Genomic DNA, 413 nt, shown 5'->3' on the forward strand with positions numbered 1-413 from the left:
TGTTCGCACTGGTCGGCGCAGGCGGCGCGATTGTGACACCGCTGTTTGGCCGCGCCGGCGACCGCGGCTGGACGCGGTCCGCAACCATCGCCTGCCATCTCGTGCTGATCGGCGCGATGGGGCTCGCCGCCTGGACCGGCTCGGCTGAATCCGGAACCGGATGGTCTCTAGCGCTGATGGGTGTCAGCGCCGTGCTGCTCGACATCGGCGTGACCGGCGACCAGACGCTCGGCCGCCGCGCCATCAACCTGCTGCAGCCGAAAGCGCGCGGCCGCCTCAACGGCCTCTTCGTCGGCATCTTCTTCATCGGCGGCGCCGTCGGTTCGATGCTCGCCGGCATCGCCTGGGCCTCAGGCGGCTGGCCTGAGGTCTGCGCCATCGCCGCCGCCTTCGGCTTTGCCGCCCTCCTGGTC

At 70.9% G+C, this 413-nt stretch carries 1 pseudogene; it reads left to right on the forward strand.

Features of this window, described 5'->3' with window-relative positions:
* Positions 1 to 413, forward strand: a pseudogene (locus EN935_RS40365) (MFS transporter); the annotation flags it as partial.

Origin of the sequence: Mesorhizobium sp. M7D.F.Ca.US.004.03.1.1 (assembly GCF_003998635.1) — a bacterium.
GTDB lineage: Bacteria > Pseudomonadota > Alphaproteobacteria > Rhizobiales > Rhizobiaceae > Mesorhizobium > Mesorhizobium loti.